Origin of the sequence: aff. Roholtiella sp. LEGE 12411 (genome assembly GCF_015206995.1) — a bacterium.
GTDB lineage: Bacteria > Cyanobacteriota > Cyanobacteriia > Cyanobacteriales > Nostocaceae > Komarekiella.
This window is the reverse complement of the sequence record NZ_JADEXR010000139.1, coordinates 1-15,133: the sequence shown is the minus strand read 5'-3', so window position 1 is coordinate 15,133 and position 15,133 is coordinate 1. Positions and strand designations below refer to the sequence as shown.

14 protein-coding genes are annotated in these 15,133 nt (G+C 41.4%); 5 read left to right on the top strand and 9 right to left on the bottom strand.

What is annotated here, in order from left to right:
• Positions 1-24 precede the first annotated feature (24 nt).
• Together IQ246_RS23145 and IQ246_RS23140 are read right to left on the bottom strand one after the other, a co-directional pair.
• Positions 25-1,527, bottom strand: a complete 1,503-nt coding sequence (locus tag IQ246_RS23145; protein ID WP_194005678.1) for a UDP-N-acetylmuramoyl-L-alanyl-D-glutamate--2,6-diaminopimelate ligase — start codon at positions 1,525-1,527, stop codon at positions 25-27.
• A gap of 53 nt (positions 1,528-1,580) precedes the next feature.
• Positions 1,581-1,868, bottom strand: a complete 288-nt coding sequence (locus IQ246_RS23140; protein WP_194005677.1) for a glutaredoxin family protein — start codon at positions 1,866-1,868, stop codon at positions 1,581-1,583.
• 168 nt (positions 1,869-2,036) lie between these two features.
• Here IQ246_RS23140 and IQ246_RS23135 point away from each other — a divergent pair, with 168 nt between their 5' ends.
• Positions 2,037-2,594, top strand: coding sequence for a Uma2 family endonuclease (locus IQ246_RS23135; protein WP_194005676.1), 558 nt, complete (start codon positions 2,037-2,039; stop codon positions 2,592-2,594).
• A gap of 402 nt (positions 2,595-2,996) precedes the next feature.
• Here IQ246_RS23135 and IQ246_RS23130 read toward each other — a convergent pair whose 3' ends face one another.
• The gene (locus IQ246_RS23130; RefSeq protein ID WP_194005675.1) at positions 2,997-3,500 is read right to left on the bottom strand and encodes a 2TM domain-containing protein; all 504 of its coding nucleotides are present in this window, start codon (positions 3,498-3,500) and stop codon (positions 2,997-2,999) included.
• Positions 3,501-3,737: 237 nt separating this feature from the next.
• Positions 3,738-4,541, bottom strand: a complete 804-nt coding sequence (locus IQ246_RS23125; protein WP_194005674.1) for a creatininase family protein — start codon at positions 4,539-4,541, stop codon at positions 3,738-3,740.
• 168 nt (positions 4,542-4,709) lie between these two features.
• Between IQ246_RS23125 and IQ246_RS23120 the strand changes: the two genes are divergently transcribed.
• From IQ246_RS23120 to IQ246_RS23105, 4 genes are all read left to right on the top strand, one after another.
• Entirely contained in the window at positions 4,710-7,445 is a 2,736-nt protein-coding gene (locus tag IQ246_RS23120; protein WP_194005673.1) for a hybrid sensor histidine kinase/response regulator, read from the top strand.
• Between the two features lie 8 nt (positions 7,446-7,453).
• The gene (locus IQ246_RS23115; protein WP_194005672.1) at positions 7,454-8,761 is read left to right on the top strand and encodes a sensor histidine kinase; all 1,308 of its coding nucleotides are present in this window, start codon (positions 7,454-7,456) and stop codon (positions 8,759-8,761) included.
• A 198-nt stretch (positions 8,762-8,959) separates the two neighbouring features.
• Positions 8,960-9,676 (top strand): ROK family protein, encoded by a 717-nt coding sequence (locus IQ246_RS23110; protein WP_194005671.1) that lies wholly within the window; start codon positions 8,960-8,962, stop codon positions 9,674-9,676.
• A gap of 215 nt (positions 9,677-9,891) precedes the next feature.
• Complete coding sequence (locus tag IQ246_RS23105; protein WP_194005670.1) at positions 9,892-10,908, top strand: SDR family oxidoreductase; 1,017 nt, start codon at positions 9,892-9,894, stop codon at positions 10,906-10,908.
• 135 nt (positions 10,909-11,043) lie between these two features.
• Here IQ246_RS23105 and rtcA read toward each other — a convergent pair whose 3' ends face one another.
• The 5 genes from rtcA to IQ246_RS23080 all read right to left on the bottom strand — a co-directional run.
• On the bottom strand, positions 11,044-12,090 hold the full coding sequence (gene rtcA / locus IQ246_RS23100; RefSeq protein ID WP_194005669.1) for an RNA 3'-terminal phosphate cyclase: 1,047 nt from the start codon (positions 12,088-12,090) through the stop codon (positions 11,044-11,046).
• Positions 12,091-12,255: 165 nt separating this feature from the next.
• Positions 12,256-13,605 carry an FAD-binding oxidoreductase gene (locus IQ246_RS23095; protein ID WP_194005668.1) on the bottom strand — a complete coding sequence of 450 codons (1,350 nt, stop codon included), beginning with the start codon at positions 13,603-13,605 and terminating at the stop codon, positions 12,256-12,258.
• Positions 13,606-13,885: 280 nt separating this feature from the next.
• Positions 13,886-14,023: a hypothetical protein gene (locus IQ246_RS23090; protein WP_194005667.1), complete on the bottom strand. Its 138-nt coding sequence runs from the start codon at positions 14,021-14,023 to the stop codon at positions 13,886-13,888.
• Positions 14,024-14,373: 350 nt separating this feature from the next.
• Complete coding sequence (locus IQ246_RS23085; RefSeq protein WP_194005666.1) at positions 14,374-14,844, bottom strand: tetratricopeptide repeat protein; 471 nt, start codon at positions 14,842-14,844, stop codon at positions 14,374-14,376.
• Positions 14,845-15,024: 180 nt separating this feature from the next.
• The coding region (locus tag IQ246_RS23080) for a transposase (protein ID WP_194004204.1) at positions 15,025-15,133 on the bottom strand (109 nt) is incomplete at its 5' end.

Sequence of the window (15,133 nt, the reverse complement as noted above, 5' to 3'; positions counted from 1 at the left end):
GCCCCCATGCCCCATCCACCATAATTAACCCTGTATCTTCAGTCTTTCCTGTAAAGCATCGCGTGCATGTTCTCGGTCGTCAAAATGAATTTTTTCTGTGCCGAGAATTTGATAGTCTTCGTGTCCTTTACCAGCGAGTAAGACCCCATCACCGGGCTGTGCTTGTAAAATGGCAGTACGAATGGCAGTAGCGCGATCGCCATTTACAATAGGCTTTACTGTTTCGGGAATTCCTGCCAAAATATCTTGCAAAATCTGTTCTGGGTTTTCAGTGCGGGGATTATCTGATGTCACCACCGCTACATCAGCTAGATCAGCGGCAATTTTACCCATTTTTGGGCGTTTAGTGCGATCGCGATCGCCTCCACAGCCAAACACGCAAATTATCTTCCCAGGTATAAACGGACGTGCGGCTTTGAGCAAATTCTCCAAACTATCCGGCGTATGGGCATAATCTACAATCACACTAATATCTTGCTCAGGAATAATTTGCACTCGTTCCATTCGTCCGGGAACTCCCGGAAACTCAGGTATCACAGATACGAGTAACTCCAAATCTAGTCCTAAGTGTAAAACTGCTCCTACCGCTGCCAATAAATTTTCTAAATTGTATTGCCCAACCAAGGGAGAACGAAAAGCCACATCACCCTTTGGTGTATGCAAAATACCGCTAACACCACTCGGCTCGTAACTTAAGTCACTCATCCACAAATCAGCACTATTGTCGTTGACACTGTAACTCCAAACTTGATCTGCATTCAACGACGCAATTAATCGCTTACCGTAGGTGTCATCAGCGTTAATTATCGCCCGTCCCTTGAGATAATCAGGACTAAACAACAACGCTTTGGCAGCAAAGTAATCTTCCATATCGCTGTGATAGTCTAAATGGTCTAGGGTGAGATTGCTAAACACCCCCACCTCAAACTGACAACCCAAAACTCGACCTTGCGCCAAAGCGTGAGAACTGACTTCCATCACCCCAAATTCACTACCAGCCTTTACAGCTTCCGCTAACTGCTGTTGTAATTCCACCGCAAACGGCGTAGTGTGAACAGCAGTCTGCTCAAAACCAGTCCAACGAGTGTAAAGAGTTCCCATCAAAGCTGTAGATAAATTGGCTTTGGTAAGCAGATATTCAATTAAATGAGTGGTTGTAGTTTTGCCATTAGTACCAGTTACACCTACCAGCTTGAGTTTTTGCCCTGGATAACCGTAAAAAGCACTAGCTATCTGAGCACAAGCTTTAGTCATATCGGTAGCACTGATGACCAAAGCCTCAGCCGTAGGAGGACTTTTCTGGACAGCTTCGGGAGAAATAATTGCTGCCACTGCACCCGATGCGATCGCACTTGGCCAAAATTCCCCACCATCTACCCGCGTTCCTGGCATCCCAATAAACAAATCTCCCCCACTGCAAGCATGAGAATTAGTCTTCAATCCCCTAACTTCCACATCCTCCAAAGCAGGATGGCTAGTCAATTGCTCAACACTGTCTACCGCTGCAAGTAATTCCCGCAATTTCATCTTGTGAACCTCGTCAGATGCTTGTCTTGCGATTATTCTGCATTATTTTTTTTCTAATTGGATAAATACTTACGCAACATTTGCTCCAACTGCTGCACACTAGCACGCGGAGAAGGACGCGGCAAAGGTTCCTCACTCAATCCTCCCTCCGCGCCCTTGGCGTCTCTGCGGTTCGATAAATAAAGTACCGGCACTTCATACTGATACGCACCAAACCAATCTTCACGAGTCGTAATATCCCGAATTTCCAACTCAAAACTGAGATTTTTAATTTGTTCTAATTTTTCCTGCAAGCCTTCACACAAATGACATCCGGGTTTACTATATAAAATTAATCGCATTTGCTTTAACTAATTTTGAGATTGATTGATCGCATCTCTACAAGTCATGATAGGCGTAAATTGGATAGCTGTATCTTCCACGCCTCAGTCTTAAAAATTTAAAATTGGTGATTAATTTTTAGTTAAATTGCCTCAAAATAGAGTCATCGCCAAGGAGACGCGATCGCTATGACTCAAGTCAAATCGCAAATTACATTACAAGAATTTATCGCTCTACCTGAAGGGGATATCACCTACGAATTAGTTGATGGCCAAGCAAAACCTAAAATGTCACCAAAAAGATTTCACTCACGATTAACCCTTGCTCTTAGTGTACTCCTAACCCAGTGGGTGCAAAATCGTGGTGAGGTTGGTATCGAGTGGGCTGTTACTTTAAAACGTAAGGGTCGGGACTGGGTAACAGTACCAGACTTACTTTATATCTCCTACTCTCGGCTTCAGAGTGATGTAATCGCCGACGAAGCTTGTCCCATACCTCCAGATTTAGCGATCGAAATTATCTCTTTTGACCAAAGCTTTGGAGAAATGAGCGCAAAAGCTACAGATTATCTCGATGCAGGAGTAATGAGAGTTTGGGTTGTGGATGCAAGAGCGAAAACAGTAACTATTTTTTATCCTGATGCACGGCCTCAAACAAAAAGTGGTGTAGATAGTTTAGAAGATTCTCTGCTCGAAGGGCTGCAAATTACACCCCTACAAATTTTTCAACAAGCAGGAATTCCTTAGAATTTTTCCAAAGCGATAAGGTGTTACGCAAATAAATTTGTATATTTCGCGCTGAGGTTGTCAAGAGTCAAAAGTCCACATTCAAAGGCTAGCTTGGACTTTTGACTCTTGACCTTGGACAGTCTAAGCGTGAGAATATTTGATCTAGACGCGCATCAGTTTATTAAATTACATTTGGTGGAGTCGTAACAATTTGACGACAAACTTTATCCCCTTTATACAACTAGGAGGTTTTTCTTTCACTTTCAAAAGGCGATCGCTAATTATAGGATTCCTATTTGATTTTTGAAATAACTGCGTACACCTCTAACTCCCTTTTTTCCCATTTCCCATTCCCTATCCCCTATTCCCCATTCCCCGGCTCTACAAGTCAGTTCACGAATCAAATCGGATTACTATAAGTTAAGCCTGTAATGCCTTAAACCACTTATTCAAAACTGTGTTGATGGTTTGTTTAATTTGATGATTGCGGTTCCACTTTTGGAATGCTATTTCATACTCTTCACCTTTAGTTTGAAAAGTATTCCAGGCATCAAACCCTACTGGAAGTCCGCTGAATAGCAGAATATACAACGACCATACAAGACCTCCGCTCGTGAGCAAATCGAGCAGCATCAAAAAACCATTGACAATTGTATAATTGCCGAGACGCTTCTTAAATTTTCTGATGCGGAAAACGTCAAAGGCTTTTCGCTTTTGCACTTGGCCCTGTTGTACTATCCAGTCACGTTCTGCCAGTTTTAAAGACTCTGGAGAAATTTCCAACTCAGTTGCGATTTCCAAAAGATGCTCGTAAGAAAATTCTGTGTCTTTGTCATCTGCTTGACGGGCGATCGCCAATTGCAGAATTTGCTGCACATCTTCTTGGCTATAAGAACGGATGCTGTTAGGTTCAAACGCCGTCATATTCTTTCTCTTAATCTTACTTTTAATTGAGATTTGCTACCCGACAGATGTTACCAAGCCAGACCGCCATCAGCAGCCTTATCTCCATTATCCCTACATTAGCAAATCTGGAGAGTGCTGTAGGTGTGAATTTCTCAAATTGCTAAAAAGTGCTAAGTGGGGAAAGTTGCAGTAAGTCTAAAATCTAAAATCCAAAATCCAAAATTGGTTGACCCTTAACCCCTCTATCTCCTTTCACTAAGTGCATTGAGGTTGTTGAAAGGCATAGATATCTTGAATGACCTGTACCCAACCGTTGGCGACAGATTCAAGAATGCGATCGCCTTTTTCTTTAGTCGCAGTTGTGGCGTCGCCAATCACTCCACTTTTACTAATATCCCGTGTCACCCAAGCTATAGGTAGCTTACCTTCCCAACTGAGCAAAGTACTCTGTGATTGCTCTGGCGGATACTCTGCAACCGCTCTATCCAGCTTTACTTGTTCTGGCAAAATCGACAGCATGATGCTAGTTTCTGCATCTCCGGCGTGCATTCCTAGGGCTGCTTCTTTCGGAGTTAATAAATCTTTAGTAATATTAGGCACACGCCAAGTAAACAGCGGAAACACTAAAAAGTCATCATACATAACGTGTAAATCCCGCGCTGCCATTTGCATGACTTGGGGTTGTCCGCCGTGGGAGTTCATTAACACCAGTTTTCTAAACCCAGCACGATAGATACTTTCTCCCACTTCCATAATGATTGCCGTGAGAGTTGCTGTACTCAAGCTAATCGTACCGGGAAAGTGTAAGTGTTCGTTAGACTTGCCATAATAAAGCGTTGGTAAGGCATAGGCAGGAATTCGAGAGTCCAGCTTTTCCATGGCTTTTCCCAGGACTGCCACACCAATAGCAGCATCTACAATTAACGGTAGATGGGGGCCATGTTGTTCAATTGCCCCTACTGGTTGGATGATCACCACATTTTCCTTATCTGGCATTGACTGAATGTCAGTCCAAGTGAGGTAGGAAAAAAAGCGTTCTGGAGGAATGAAACTGTGCATATTACTTGGATTACTCCATTTTTATCTTAACGGGATTGATACAAGAAACAAAATTGTGGGCAAACTAACTTCAGCCAGGAAATTTACTTTTTGCTCATATTTTGCGCTTAGCCCTGGCGACAATCGCTGAATGCAAGATATGAGTCGCTAAACTGCCCAATTGAAGCGATGAATCTTTCTGGCTTGTCATATTCCAAAAAGTTACCACTGCGCCTTGTACTGGTCGTACCCTTTTTGATCCAAATCTTCGCTGCTGTGGGACTAGTGGGGTATCTCTCGTTTAAAAATGGGCAGAAGGCAGTTAATGACCTTGCTAATCAGTTGATGAGTAAAACCGGTAGCATAGTTGATGAACACCTTGATACTTATTTGGCAACTCCGCATCAAATTAATCAAATCAACATTGACGCTATCGAACAGGGACTACTCAACTTACAAGACTTGCAAAGTACAGGGCGTTACTTTTGGAAACAAGCGCAGGTATTCAAAAATGTTAGCTACGTTGGCTATAACCTGCAAACTTATCAAGGGGCGGGTGCAGGTCGTTGGCTAAAAGATCAGGGGGTTGTGATTAATGAAGATTCTGCAAAGAAAAACTACACTTACGTGACTGATAGCCAGGGAAATCGTACTAAATTGCTAGAAGTCGTAAATTATGATCCCCTAATCGATGAATGGTATGCCGAAACAGTCAAGGTAGGCAAACCCATCTGGAGTCGAATTTACACAGCAGAAGGATTTGAAGGATATGTTGCGGCTTCGGCAAATCATCCTATCTACGACAAGACCCATAAAATAGTTGGTGTCCTTGGTGTTGATTTACTGCTGTCGAATATCAGCGATTTTCTAGCCAACTTAAAAGTTAGCCCAAGCGCAAAAATTTTTATCATCGAACGTGATGGGTTATTAATAGCTAATTCCAGCCTTCAAAAGCCATTTACAGTAATAAATGGTAAAACGCAACGCTTAAACGCACTAAACAGTAGTGATCCCATAATTCAAGCAACAGCAAAGTATTTGCAGCAAAAATTTAGCGACTTTAACGCAATAACAGATAGCCATGAATTGAATTTTGAGTTCAAAGGCGATCGCGAATTTGTCCACGTCATAAATTGGCGAGACGAGTTTGGTTTGGACTGGTTAGTAATTGTCGTTCTACCAGAAAGTGACTTCATGGCACAAATCAACGTCAATAACCAAACAACTATCTTATTGTGTCTTGGTGCATTAGAAGTCGCAACAGTTTTAGGAATCTATACATCTTGTTGGATCACCAAGCCTATGTGGGAGTTAAGTAAAGCGAGTAGGGCGATCGCATCTGGGAATCTAGACCAAGCAGTAGAAGTTTCGGATATCAAAGAACTCAGCATCCTCGCCCAATCCTTTAACCAAATGGCAGGACAATTGCGGGAGTCTTTCACTGCCTTAGAAAAGACCAATCAAGATTTAGAAAAGCGAGTTGAAGAACGTACTGTAGAACTGAAAGCAGCAAAAGAAACTGCCGATGTTGCTAATCAAGCAAAAAGCGAATTTCTCGCAAATATGAGCCATGAACTCCGCACTCCCCTCAACGGAATTCTCGGCTACGCCCAAATTCTGCAACGCGATCAAATCGCTACTCCCAAACAAAAAAAAGGATTGAGTATTATTCAACAATGTGGCTATCACCTACTGACATTAATTAATGACATCTTAGATATTTCAAAAATCGAAGCCAAAAAACTCGATATTTACACCAACGATTTTCATTTAGAAAACTTTCTTCGGGGAGTGATAGACATCTTTATTATTAAAGCAGAGCAAAAAACAATCAACTTTAAATATGAAATACTTAATCAACTACCCATAGCTATCAATACAGATGAAAAACGTTTACGACAAGTATTGATTAACCTTTTAGGTAATGCTATTAAATTTACACATCGAGGAGAAGTATCGTTTAAAGTAGGAGTTATAGAAAATGAAACCTCTTCAATAGAAAATCATAAAGCAAATGTTAAATATTGGAAAATTCGCTTCCAAATTGAAGACTCTGGTGTTGGGATGACTCCTGAAGAATTAACTAAAATATTCTTACCTTTTGAGCAAGTAGGCGATAGCAAAAATAAATATGAAGGTACAGGTTTGGGATTGGCAATCAGTCGTCAAATCATAGAAATGATGGGAGGTAATATCCAAGTCGAAAGTACACCAAATAAAGGGAGCAAGTTTTGGTTTGACTTAAATCTACCAGAAGCTACTGATTGGATATCACCACAATCTGGGTTTAAGCAAAATTTGATTTCTTACCAAGGTAGACAACAGATAATTTTAGTTGTTGATGAGCGTTGGGAAAATCGCTCTGTAATTGTCAATCTACTTGAGCCTATTGGTTTTAAAGTCATTGAAGCACAAAATGGAAAAGAGGGTTTGGAGAAGGCTCAAGAATTCCAACCAGATCTAATTATTACCGATTTAGCAATGCCTATAATGAATGGCTTAAAAATGACACAACATTTACGCTCTCAATGTGAATTTAAGAATACCGTAATTATTGCATCTTCTGCAAGTGTATTTAGCTTTAATCGTCAGCAGAGCCTAGAGGCAGGTTGTAATGATTTTCTACCCAAGCCTGTGCAAACTAACGATTTGTTTGACAAAATACAGAATTATTTAAATTTAATATGGATTAATGAAGCTGAGAGTATATATTCTCTAGAAAAAATAATATTTCCACCTAAAGAAAAGCTTGTTAATTTATATAAGTTTGCTAAAAATGGTTGTATCCAGGATATCCAAGAAGAAGCAATATATATTAAAAGCTTAGACTCAAAATATACAGTTTTTGCTAATAAGATATTAGAATTAGCAGAAGAATTAGATGATGAAAAAATTGTCAACTTAATAAAAAATGAATTAGCTTAGCTTCAAAAATGAATAATTGTCAAAGAGATTTAATTTTGATTGTTGACGATATTCCAAATAATCTCAAGGTTTTATTCGATATTTTAAATAAATCTGGCTTTAAAGTTTCTATTGCTAAGAGCGGTGAAGGTGCATTAGAAAAGGCACAAGAGATATTACCAAACTTAATTTTATTAGATGTAATGATGCCAGGAATTGATGGATTTGAAACCTGCCGGCGTTTGAAAACTAATCAAAAGACTAAAGACATTCCAGTAATTTTTATGACTGCGCTTTCTGAAACTGTGGAAAAAGTTAAAGGGTTGCATGTAGGTGCAGTTGACTATATTACTAAGCCTATTGAACATGAAGAGGTTTTAGCCAGGATAAATGTCCATTTAGATTTGCGTAAAATGCAGTTGAAGCTAGTACAAAAAGAAAAAATGTCTTCCTTGGGACAATTGGTAGCAGGGATTGCCCATGAAATCAACAATCCAGTAAATTTTATTTATGGCAACTTAATTTATGCTCAAAACTATATTGAAAACTTGTTAAAATTACTAAATTTATACGAAGTCTATACGCCAGTATCTATCCAAGAAATTCAAGAGTTTTCAAATGTAATTGAACTTGATTTCATCAAGAAAGATTTGCCTAAACTTTTAGCATCAATGATGGTGGGTTCTGACCGCATTCAAGAAATTGTGCGATCGCTCCGAATTTTCTCACGTTTGGATGAAGCGGAAATCAAAAAAGTTGATTTACATGTAGGTATTGATAGTACTTTAATGATTTTGCATAGTCGCCTGAGAGCTACACAAGAACGTCGAGCTATTGAAGTGATTAAAGAGTATGGCGATTTAGTACCTATAGAGTGCTATGCAGGGCAACTAAATCAAGTATTTATGAATATATTATCTAATGCTATTGATGCAATTGATGAGAAGATTAATAATCAGCAAGTAGTGAATTTTGAGAAATCAGAAGTAGATAAATTAATTATCTTACCTTCCTTATCTACTCAATTATCAACTTCCGATTCTATATTCCTTAAACGTAAAATCGAATTTACACCTCAAATCCAAATTCGTACAGAATTAACTGAAGACAAAAAACTTATATTAATTAAAATTACTGACAATGGTATAGGAATATCCCAGGAAATTCAACAGCGTATATTTGAACAATTTTTTACCACTAAAGACGTGGGTAAAGGCACTGGTTTAGGATTAGCGATCGCTCATCAAATTATTGTGGAAAAGCATAGAGGAACCCTAGAAGTAAAGTCAGTTCTGGGACATGGCTCACAGTTTACAATTGCCATTCCAATTTATTGAAAACGACGGGAAACTCCATCCCCATCTGTCTGTAGAGGGATAGTCGCCCCGTCGCTTGGGGCATAGGGCTGGTAGCTTCTTCCCCATTCCCCATGCCCCATGCCCCATACCATGTAAAGACTCTAAGTATATCCGGTCTGATCCAGATGCAGCAGGGGATAATAACGAAAGAATCAGCAGTAACAAGGACGTAAGCCAATGGCTGAAGAAAACGGATCAATTCGTACCCTATCGGTTGATATTGGCGGTAGTGGTGTCAAAGCTATAGTTTTGGATATCACAGGAACTCCTTTAACTGAAAGAGTGCGTTTAGAGACACCTCAACCTGCTACACCTGAAGTTGTCATGAATGCAATTATCGTGTTGGCAACTGCACAAGGTGAATTTCATCGCGTTTCGGTAGGTTTTCCTGGTGTGGTGCGGTGTGGTGTCACAGAAACAGCGGTAAACTTACATCCAGATTGGATTGGGTTTAATTTTGAAACAGCATTGTCCAATCACTTACATAAGCCTGTGCGGGTGATTAATGATGCCGATATGCAAGGATTTGGGGCGATCGCAGGTAAAGGCGTAGAATTGGTGATTACTCTGGGAACAGGGTTCGGTTCGGCTCTGTTTCTGGATGGTAAATTAGTGCCGAATATGGAAATGGGTCATCATCAGTTTCGCAAAGCAGAGACTTATGAGCAACAACTAAGGCGTGCAGAGTTAGAAAAAATTGGTGAGAAAAGATGGAACAGGCGTTTAGAAAAAGCGATCGCATCCTTGCAACATCTGTTCAATTATGATTACCTTTACATCGGCGGTGGTGAAGCTGTAAGAGTAAATATCCAATTACCGTTAAATGTGAAACTTATCCCCAATATCGCTGGTTTATTAGGTGGTATTGCTTTGTGGCGAGAGGAGAATAAATGAAAGGGGTTAAGGGTCAAAAGTCAAGAGTACAAACGCGATTATACTCTTACGATAAGCCGCTCTCCGAGCGTCTACGCGTCTGTACAATAGTCAGTATTTATTCCTCTTGTACTCCCCCACTCCCCCGACATCTCTACCTTGTGCGTAAGTCTAACGACGGATGCATCTACCCTTAATCAAACTTTACATAAAAGAAGAGGTAAGGGTGATTAACCATGCAATTGAAGCCAATTAATCAGCAGGTAGTAGCCGTAGTTGGGGCTTCCAGCGGTATCGGAAGGGACACAGCGGTGAAGTTTGCCCAACGTGGGGCAAAGATAGTAGTTGCAGCACGCAGCGAATCAGGATTGAAATCCTTAGTAGAGGAAATCCAAGGCTTTGGCGGTGATGCAATGTATATTGTCGCCGATGTCAGTGACTTTCAGCAGGTAAAAGCGATCGCAGACAAAGCCGTAGCAAAATATGGACGACTGGATACTTGGGTTCATGCTGCCGCCACAGGTATACTTGCGCCTTTCGAGAAAATTACACCAGAGGAATTTGAGCGAGTTGTTGATGTCACTTTGATGGGACAGGTGTATGGTGCAATGGCAGCACTACCTTATCTAAAACAAGAGGGACGCGGGGCATTAATTCATATTTCCTCAATGGAGGGTAGGCGCAGTCTGCCATTGCAAAGTCCTTATTCTACTGCCAAGCACGGTTTAGAAGGTTTCTTAGAAGCGTTGCGCGTCGAGTTGGAACACGAAAAGTGGCCTATCAGCGTCACCTCAATATTGCCTTCAGTGATTAACACACCTTTCTACAATAAAGTTCGCACCAAGCTAGGAGTGAAACCAACGGGGATACCGCCGTATTACGATCCTAGTTTAGTTGCTGATGCCATTCTCTACGTTGCCGAACACCCCACGCGTGATTTTATCGTTGGGGATGTAGGCAAAGTGTTAGATGTGCTGCAACGCGTCTCACCGTCTCTAGTAGACTCAGTGCTAGTGGCGATCGGCTTTGCAGGACAGCGTACTAATGAGCCGAAATCAGAGGATGCACCAGACAATGTTTTTGAACCGATAAACGGCTATAACCGCGTTGAGGGAGACTTTATAAACCTGACAGTGCCAAGCTTCTTAGATTGGTGGGATATGAATCCAACCTGGAAGTGGGGAGCGATCGGCTTGGCGGCGTTGGGGATAGCCACGTTTGTTGGTGGGTGGCGTGACGGGAAGAATGTTTGATGCAGTAACAGGCAGTAAGAGTACAACAAGAATAGGTGGTCATTATTCTCTACTCGCTTTAGTAATTAGCGGGACTAAGATTGAAGATTAAATAAGGCAGCGTGCTGTTTAATAAGTCATCAAGAAGACATGATATTATTTCTTCAAAGGTTGCACACTAACTATCTGCTCACATTGATTGACAGTTATTCGCCCTAGTCCAAACTGCTCAATAACTGCTGCATTCGTCGTTAAATGTGTACTAATTTCAGCGACCCGATACTGACTTTCATGTGAGGCTAAAGCCGCTGGTAACAATAACTGATCGGCTAAGTGTTCATCTACAGGTGCGCCGGTTTGATGAAATTCAAGTAGTTGCTGACAAGCAATTTCCGCAACAGTTTCCGCTGATAACCGCAAACGCCCAAACCCACCAAACCCAGTCAAGCTGTTCTGATACTCAGCAGTTAAGAAAATACCCGCCCCCGGTGCCACACCTTTTTCTCGCAAAGCCTGTACAGTAACTTTCAAGTGCGCTTCCCTTAACAAATTCTCAGCACGATTCGCCATCCGTTGCGGAATATGCGAAGGCAGTTCCGTCACCACTGCTAGTCCCCGTACCTGCTTTAAATTTCCCCGTTCTAGCAAGTTGATCCCATTTAGTTTGCTACCACCACTCACCCGCATCTCTACCTCTCCACCACCTTGGGGATACCACCCCCAAGCGCCTAACTTGACTTTAGCTTGTACTCCCATACGCTGCAATATCGGCAGATAGACTTGCTCAATGTAAGTCACTGTCGGACTAAAGATGACATGAGTTCCCCCCCGTAGCGTTACCTGAGAATCACCACTTGCTAGCGCTAAAGGTAAAAGGATAGTCTGTAAAACTAGAGCGATCGCACCAGCAGAACCACCAGTAAGTGCTTCACTCACATCAAAAGTATAAGTTCCAGCTTGTACAGAACTACCGGGAATGAATTCCACTAGCATTGAACCTAAAGCATCACCTCGTAGCTGGGCATTACAAATTCTTGCCGCAGCGCGAACTGCTGTTAAATGCTGGGCTGCTAGTCCTGGCTTTTTGCGTCCGGCGCGAATGCCTGTAATACGTATAGGTTCGCCAGTAATGGCGGCTAAACTTAGGGAAGTGCGGAGAACTTGTCCGCCTCCCTCTCCATAGGAACCGTCAATGTCAATCATGCGCGATTTTGGGATGATGGAGCTACTGGCGTGCTCTATAAACCATTGAGCGAAGTAGTGTGATTTTGGGTTTTACCCACGGCTATTGAATCAAACTACAAGAGGTTACATACAATAAATACAGAAAATTATCATCTGTGTATCTATTAGCTTTTCAATGTTGCACTAATTATGAATTTTTAATTGCAGAGCCTTGCTTTTGCCAGGATTCATTAACCCATAAGGGTCAACCATTTCCTTAAATTTTAATTGCTCAGGATCAATAACTTTTCTTCCCCCATCTTCAATAATATACGTGTGAGGATTAGCAATAAACACACCCTGCGCTTCATGGTAGCGGATAATTTCGTTGAGGCGTTCCTCTGTGGTATATCGCACAAGTTGTAAAGCACCAGGAATTACAGCACCGTTCACCCGAAAAAATTCTAAATGCATCATCACCTCATCACCAAAATAGTGATACAAATGCTCTACCAGTTGCAAGCTTTGATTAGCAGGGAACATACTTTGCAAATAGGTAATTGAAGTATCTACCGTCCGGGCGTGTAAGGTAGTATGGTTCCAGGTAAATTCTGCTAAATGTGTGCCTTTTGCTGCTTCCTGGGCTGGTTTTTGATAAGTAATCTTGCCACCATATTGCTGTACCAAACCAGGTAATAATTCTAAACTAGATTCGGCAAGCATCAAGAATACTGGGTGAGTACCTTTAGGAATGTAATCTTCAAGGGCGTGAAAATATTGTGAAATCTGGGATGCAAAGACAGAAATCAACTTCTTAATCATGCCATCAGCATTGCCAAGCGCCTGACCAAAATTTACCGCCGCCATAAAGTCGTCAAATGTGACAATAACTTCTGCCCAAGGATAAGCTGGCCCCAAGGGAATTTCTAATTCGGTGATAATGCCATTAATACCCCAAGCATGATTTACCTTTTGCACATCGTCCCCCCGCAGTTCGATAACACGGGGTTCATCTTCTACAGTCACGACTCGCAATGCTAAGATATTGCCGCGATCGCCTAGTAATCCGTATTGTACAGACCCAACGCCCCCACTGCCACCAGCAATAAATCCGCCAATTGTTGCTGTGCGGTACGTCGAAGGTGCCATCCGCATTTCCCAGCCTATTTCCCGCGCTTTTTTATCCAAAGCAGCCAATTTTACCCCAGCTTCAACCCGCGCCACTCCTGGTTTCACCCAAGGAATCTCGTGCATCCGTGTCATGTCCAGAATCACGCCACCGTGCAACGGTACACATTGCCCATAATTTCCAGTTCCTGCACCCCGCACAGTCACGGGTACACGATGTCTAGCACAGGCGGCTGCAACTTTTAAAACTTCCTGTTCATTGGCGGGACGCACTACAATATCCCCGACTTTTCCCTCTAGTTTTGGTACTAATACTGGGCTAAAGGTGTGGTAATCCTGGGATAATTTTGATACTTGGGTAGGGTCTGTAATGATTTCTATGCCTTCTAGAGCATTAATCAGGGCATTTAAGTTGGTTGTCGTCATCAGCTCATATCCTTTTTTTACGCTGAGGAAAGTGCCGAGAAACGCTCAATAATTAACTTTCTGCGTTCCTTTGTCTTGAAAAGTTTCCTAGATCGGGCTAACCCTCCTCCAGAACTTTTCGCTGCGTTAACCTTTGCGTTCCTCTGCGTTTGAAAACCTTAATTTTCTTTTTTAATAGCATTTTCATGCCACTTACTTAATATAGAGTCAGATATGGCACTCAAGTGTTTTTTCTATTAGTTCTTTTTTTTAGTTGCATCTGGTTGATAACCATAATTTACTAGTAATCGGCTAAGGTTTTAGTCACTGTGTTGGGATGGGCGATGAGACACTGGGGATCTTTTTGGAAGATTGCTGCTATCGTAATTTTGGGAATTCCCTGCGCTATGACGTTCACTGCATTCATGCCATAACTCATGAAGAAATCTACTGCACACCTCATCAACAATTAAGTGCAACCGGGAACTTGGAACCCACCCATTTTGACGCTGATATCTAAACCGTGGTCTTTGTAAATACCAGTGGCAATAGCCTGATCAAATCCGCCGTGTTCTGCTTTTACTATCTACTTTGTGCCAAATGTGACTTTATTTAACCGAGAATAGTAGTTAGTATTTAGTAATTATTGCTACAGGGAGCAATGATACTGCTACTAATGCAGACACAAACGTATTGAATAAAGTTGCAGCGGATAAGGCGATGAATTGCTGTTGATGAAAGTAGTAACAGATTTATAAAACAATAGAATGCTTTCTCCTATCTGCTGTTTTAGCTGAATCTAAATGTACATTCTAGAATCAACTTTTGATTCACTAGCGAGTATGGCTGAATTTCCAAAGCGCGTTGAAAAGCTTGGATAGCTTTACCATACTCTCCTAACGCCGCATAACACAAACCCATACCGTGAAGTGCGCCAAAATGTATTGAATTTAACTGCACAGCTTTCTGACAATCAGAGAGAGATTTTCGATAATTACCAATGCTGTAATAGAGAAAAGCCCGACGATTCCAAGCTTCGGCAAAATCGGGCTGGTCTTTAATTAGCTCTGTAAGAGTTGCTTCAGCTTCAGTAATTTCCCCTGCATCAAGTAGCTTTTGACTGTGATCGATCCTTTCTAGCCCATATATTCCCTTTTGCTGAAACCAGATCCGCCAGATTTTTCTAGTTGCCTGCTCGCGGACTATGACATCGGGATTTTTCAACTCTTCAAGTAAGGAATTGATAGATAAAGAATCCATGAATTTCAAATTGGGTGATTTATCTTTACTATCAACTTTCTCACAAATTTCTCACAAAATATATCTCCTCAGCCATTTTTAAAGTCATCTTTAAATTCTCTTGCATTCATTGCTAATGAGGTACTTAATGTGTTATTTTTTATATTTACCAATGCTATTAATATGGTTCTACCGATCCCCTTATGGAGATTTAACACTAAAGTGCCAAGATAATAGGCAGCGCAATCGAAAGTTTGCGAAATTACGAAAGCCATAACCTAGCCTTTTAATCAGCTTCAACTTATTGTTA